Origin of the sequence: Streptomyces echinatus (assembly GCF_014203595.1) — a bacterium.
Classification (GTDB): Bacteria; Actinomycetota; Actinomycetes; order Streptomycetales; family Streptomycetaceae; genus Streptomyces; species Streptomyces echinatus.
In genome coordinates, this window is sequence record NZ_JACHJK010000044.1 from 1 (window position 1) to 2,551 (window position 2,551).

1 protein-coding gene is annotated in these 2,551 nt (G+C 63.4%); it reads left to right on the forward strand.

Annotation, left to right across the window (positions count from 1 at the left end; genetic code table 11):
* Positions 1-676 precede the first annotated feature (676 nt).
* Positions 677-2,440 (forward strand): group II intron reverse transcriptase/maturase, encoded by a 1,764-nt coding sequence (gene ltrA, locus FHS34_RS41780; RefSeq protein ID WP_184976179.1) that lies wholly within the window; start codon positions 677-679, stop codon positions 2,438-2,440.
* The last annotated feature ends 111 nt before the right edge of the window (positions 2,441-2,551 follow it).

A 2,551-nucleotide genomic window follows, 5' to 3' on the forward strand; every position in this document is an offset into this window, starting at 1 on the left:
GATCAGGTGCGACACGAGGTCGCTCCAAGTAAGTAAGGACAGTCACGTGAAGGAGGTATCGATCGGCTGAACTTCGGGCCAGTGTCCAAGGCTCGTCCCCGCGCTCACATGCGTCGCTGGTAACGGCGGGGTGTGAAGCTGAGCGTCCACGCCCAAGGGCCCCTCGGCCATCGAGGAGCCACAGGCAAGGGGAAGGCTGGACGGGCGAACGCGAGTGAACCTTTGATGACACCTCGTGATTTCAAGACCGCGCGATGGCACGCAAACGGCGGTCAGAGGACCCGGTGCTGCGAGGCACCAAGCGACCCTCAGGAAGCTGAATCCCGAGGGGAGGACACCGCTGGTCCCGGGGTAAAGAAGGCGCCCACCCCAGCCGTCACTTACTGGTGCGGAACGTGGGAACCCCGTCGAGGTCCAGGCCCTGCCTGGTAGGCCGACCGCAAGGAAAGGCTCAACTCCACGGCGGGAGAAGGATGATCCAAGAAGCAAAGGCCGGCGGGTCGAAAGGCCAGAGGAAACCGGGAGACGGGACGTTCATCTGTCTCTCGCATAACTCGTCGGATACGGGCCCTGGTGGCCCGGCCCGAAAGGGAGCCCACGTGGATCAGGTGAGCCTTTGAAGTCACCACTGCAAGGAAGCCGGAACCAAGGGACAAGTTAGACACCGGAGGCAAACATGAAAGTCACGGCTCCTGCCGCGACGCTCGTGCCTGCGGTGAACGGACCCGAGGACGACTTACTCGACTGGCACGGAATCGACTGGGCCACCTGCGAGGAGAACGTACGGCGGCTGAGGCAGAGGATCTTCAAGGCGACGCAGGAAGGGGACCTCAAGAAGGTCCGCAACTTGCAGAAGCTCATGCTGAGAAGCCGCAGTAACACGCTGGTAAGCGTGAAGCGGGTGACGCAGCAGAGCAGTGGTCGCAAGACCGCTGGCATTGATGGGGAGCGAGCCCTCACCCCGAAGGCGAGAGGCAAACTGGCGGCCGAGGTCCACCGGTCGTCCCAGCCCTGGAAGGCCAGACCGGTGAAGCGAGTGTTCATCCCCAAGAGCAACGGGAAACAGCGACCACTCGGCATCCCGGTCATCCGTGACCGGGTGCTCCAGGCCCGCGTGAAAAACGCGCTGGAACCCGAGTGGGAAGCGCGATTCGAACCGAAGTCGTATGGCTTTCGGCCCGGCCGCAGCTGTCAGGACGCAATCATGGCAATCTTCTCGACGGTGAAGGGCAAGTCCTCGAAACGTCATTGGGTGCTGGATGCGGATCTGTCAGCGGCGTTCGACCGCATCGACCACCTCCATCTGATCTCCGCCATCGGACAGTTCCCCGCCAGGGGACTGATCCGAGGGTGGCTGAAGGCGGGCGTGATTGATCGCGGTCGGTTCGCACCGACCGAAGAGGGAACCCCACAAGGAGGTGTGATCAGCCCACTGCTGATGAACGTGGCTCTGCACGGATTGGAACAAGCCGCAGGGTGCCATTACAAGGTCGCTCAGGCCGGGCGCGAGCCCGGCGCGGCCCCGGGCACTCCAGTGCTGGTGAGATATGCCGACGACTTCGTGGTGCTCTGCCACGACGAAGCCCAAGTGCATGAGGTCAGGGCTCGGTTGGAGGACTGGCTGGAGCCGAGAGGTCTTCGCTTCAACGAAGAGAAGACCAAGGTCGTCCACCTCGAAGAAGGGTTCGACTTCCTCGGATTCACCGTCCGCCGGACGGGCGGCAAAATGATCATCAGGCCAAGTACTGAGGCATGCAAGAGGCTCCGGGCGCGGTTACGGACCGAGGTGAAGGCCCTGAACGGGGCCAACGCCGAAGCTGTCCTGCGCAGGCTTATCCCAATCGTTCGCGGTTGGGCGGCCTACTACCGGGGGGTGGCCTCCACGACGACATTTGCGTCGCTGGACCGCTACATGTGGCGTCTGACCTGGAACTGGGCCAGGCGAAGCCATCCCAAGAAGTCGAGGTACTGGGTCGCAGACCGGTACTTCGGCAGGTTCCATCCATCCAGACGGGACCGATGGGTATTCGGCAACCGCAACAGCGGTGCCTTCCTGCCCAAGTTCGCCTGGACTGGCATCGTTCGCCACCAGCTCGTCAAGGGCGGAGCGTCCATGGACGACCCCGCGCTAACCGAGTACTGGACCAACCGCCGCCGCAGGAAAGCGCCACCGCCGATGGACAAGACGAGTCTTCTCCTGGCGGTCCGGCAGCAGGGGCTCTGTCCCCTCTGCAAGCAGGCGCTGATCGCCGGGGCCGAGTACGAACCGGACAGTCCACGCGAGTGGATCAACTGGTTCGCGGCCTCGAAGAAGATGCTCCACAAGCATCACTTCACCTACCGGCGAAACGGCGGCGGGGACGAACGGAACAATCTTCGTCTCGTGCACTCCGAATGCCACCGTCAGCACCACGCGGGCGACGGCGAACAGACCACATAACCCTGCTGACCTGCGAAGCCCGTGGGGCTTGCTTGAGCCGGATGCCGGGATGACTGGCACGTCCGGTTCTGAGGGGGCCGGGTCACGGCGACGTGACCCGGCTACCCGACT